The organism is Arthrobacter sp. H41 (genome assembly GCF_000520535.1).
Classification (GTDB): domain Bacteria; phylum Actinomycetota; class Actinomycetes; order Actinomycetales; family Micrococcaceae; genus Arthrobacter_D.
This window is the reverse complement of sequence record NZ_AZRZ01000478.1, coordinates 1-2,878: the sequence shown is the minus strand read 5'-3', so window position 1 is coordinate 2,878 and position 2,878 is coordinate 1. Positions and strand designations below refer to the sequence as shown.

The 2,878-nt window shown below is 64.2% G+C and carries 2 protein-coding genes and 1 pseudogene; 2 read left to right on the top strand and 1 reads right to left on the bottom strand.

From position 1 onward, the window contains the following. The coding region (locus Y705_RS22885) for a chitobiase/beta-hexosaminidase C-terminal domain-containing protein (RefSeq protein ID WP_253908440.1) at positions 1–657 on the top strand (657 nt) is incomplete at its 5' end. Continuing rightward, complete coding sequence (locus Y705_RS22880; protein WP_026531592.1) at positions 657–1,220, top strand: PKD domain-containing protein; 564 nt, start codon at positions 657–659, stop codon at positions 1,218–1,220. The genes Y705_RS22885 and Y705_RS22880, both read left to right, overlap by 1 nt. 148 nt (positions 1,221–1,368) lie before the next feature. Here the strand turns inward: Y705_RS22880 and Y705_RS0101575 are convergent. Beyond that, positions 1,369–2,767, bottom strand: a pseudogene (locus tag Y705_RS0101575) (ISL3 family transposase). Positions 2,768–2,878: the final 111 nt, after the last annotated feature.

The window sequence follows — 2,878 nt, the reverse complement described above, 5'->3', positions numbered from 1 at the left end:
GGCGAACAGGTAGAGATCGGCAAGCGGATCAGCGGGCAAGCCGCTACCGGCACCACCATCACCGGTCTGGATCCGACCCAGGCCTACGACGTCTACGTGGTGGCCGTCAGCAGCATCGGCGAGACCTTCCCCGCAGCCACAGTGGCACCGGCAACGGACATCACCGATCCCACGGTAAGCGCAAACCCCAACGGCGGATCCACTGCTGTCGCCCAGGAAGTTACCCTGACTGCCAGTGAGCCCGGCGCCGAAATCTACTACACGACCGACGGCTCCGACGTCATCATGTCCGGCGGCGGCATCGCCGACTCCGCAACCCGCTACACCGGGCCCTTCTCGATTGCAGCCACCACCAACCTCGTCTACGCAGCAATCGACCCCTCCGGCAACGCCTCGGACAACATGAGGGCAACCTTCACCATCACCAATGATCCGGTTCCGGCAGCTCCGACCTTCACCGCAGCACCGGTAGCAGGCAAGGGGACCGCGACGGTCACCTGGACTGCACCTGATGCAGGAGGCACGGATTTGACCATTACCGGTTACTCGGTCCAGGCGTACACCGCCGACGGCACGGCGTTCGGATCGCCGCAGACCGTGGACGGAGATGTCACGACCCTCGAGTATGGCGGGCTATCCAGGGCGAGCTGGTGGTAATGGCGGGCACGGATCAGACCATCGCACGCCGCGCCACGGCAACTCCGGTGACCCTCGACGGCACCGGCTCCACCACGGCGGGCGCCACCTATCAGTGGGAGCAGGTCCTGACCGGAGCCACCGACCCGGACAAGATGACGCTCACCGGGGCTACCACGCTGAAGCCGACGTTCACCCTCCCGGTCTACAAGTACCCGATGACCAACAATCCGCTCACCTTCAAGCTGACGGTCACGGTAGGCACGGACATCCGGACCGACGAGGTCAAAGTGACACCGACCCCGGACCGCGTGGCGATCGGCAGGGCCGAGTGGAAGAGCGGCGACTTCCGGGTCACGGGCACCAGCTCGGCAGTCGGCAGCGTCATCACCCTCCACCAGGGCAGCCTCGATGGCCCGGTGCTGGGACGTGCAACTGTCACGGCGGCTGTGGCACCCGAAACGGGAGGGGTATTCACCCTCAGGTTGCGGGATGGCAATGCCGGCCCCCGCAACCCTGGAACCATCTGGATCGAGTCCTCGGTGGGAGGAGTTGCAGGGCCCACGACGGTGACGAACAGGTAATACGCACTGGCACGCGAACGGGCCTGGTGTTCCTCCACCTTTCGGAGAGCACCGGGCCCGTTCCTTTGTGTCGGGGCGCCGTCACATAGCTTCTACAGGGCTGAGAACTTAGGGTTTTCCCAAGAGCTGCGGAGCACGCTTAAGGGGCTCATCGTAATTGAGAGTGTAGGTAGGGTCTGAAGCCGCCTGATTCCAGGAGTGATCTCGCGATGTAGTGGGTGAGGTTTCGGAAGCCTAGAGCTGAACCACGCAGGTGCTCCAGGCGCCCGTTGATCGCTTCCGTGGGCCCGTTGCTGGTGCCAGGCCGATCGAAGAACGCAAGCTAGAGCTGAACCACGCAGGTGCTCCAGGCGCCCGTTGATCGCTTCCGTGGGCCCGTTGCTGGTGCCAGGCCGATCGAAGAACGCAAGGATGTCGACGGCTCGTTGCTTCAAAGTCCGACCAAGACGCCGGATCTCCACGAGTGCGGCGGGGACGCCGGTAGTCACGGAGTTGATCACGGCCTGCATCATCTCCTTCCCCTTCTTTTTGTCGGGTTCCCGGTAGGCGGCGACAATCCGCTGATAAATGCCCCACGTCGCTTCGACCTCGACGTGTTCCTCAGACTTGAAGACAGCGCTCAGACGCGCGTTCTGCTTCTCCGTCAGCAGGTCCGCGCCGGTATGCAGGGTCCGCCGGGCTCGGTAGAGAGGGTCACCGGTACGGCCCCGATGCCCGAGCGTGGCCTGCTGAATACGCTGCCGGCACCGGTCCAACCCGTCCCCGGCGAGGCGAACAACATGGAACGGATCCATCACCGGCACCGCGTCCGGGAGCTCCTCGCTGGTCGCGGACTTGAAGCCGGTGAAGCCATCCATCGCGACGACTTCCACTCCGTCCCGCCATGCTTGCGGACGGCCTTGAATCCAGGTCTTGAAGACCTGCTTGGAGCGGCCCTCAACCATGTCCAGCAGCCGCGCCGGGCCTGTCTTTTCGCGGATCGGGGTCAGATCAATGATCACCGTCACGAACTTGTCACCGCGGCGGGTATGCCGCCACACATGCTCATCCACGCCGATCGCGGTAACCCCCTGGAATCTGTCGGGGTCATCTATCAGCCGGCGCTTTCCTTCGGTCAGGATCGCGGTGTTCGCTGTATGCCAGGACACCCCGAGACCTGCCGCGACCCGGGACACGGTGAGGTGATCGATGACAAGGCCTTCCAGCGCCCACCGAAGCCCCCGACGGGAGATCTTCGCCCTGCCCTCGGCCGCCTTCGATGTGTCCTGCCGCCAGGTGCGCCCGCACCCCGTGCACCGGTAGCGGCGCACCCTTACCAGCAGCGTGGTGGGTCGGTGACCGAACGGTTCGTGCGCAAGATGACGGGTGATCGTGTCTCGCGGTACGCCCTGCGCTCCGCACGACTGGCACCATGGATCCGCCTGAACGACACGGCACTCAATCACCGCCCGACCAGGGCTCAGAAACTGCCCGACGGCTTCGAGGCCGAGCTCATCAAGACGGCAGAACGTGGTCAAATCAGGCGCAGCGAAGGTAGCGTGGAACATCGTCTAGGCCTTTCAGATAGGCAGCGTAGGAACTTCCATCATCGGAAGGCCTCGACCTCTATCCCGTCACCGACGCGCCCACCCCGGCTACACCCTCAATTACGAAGAGCC

What these genes read in the sequence shown, in the direction of transcription:
- Y705_RS22880 (WP_026531592.1), top strand. Translation starts at nt 657, where the DNA reads ATGGCGGGCACGGATCAGACCATCGCACGCCGCGCCACGGCAACTCCG.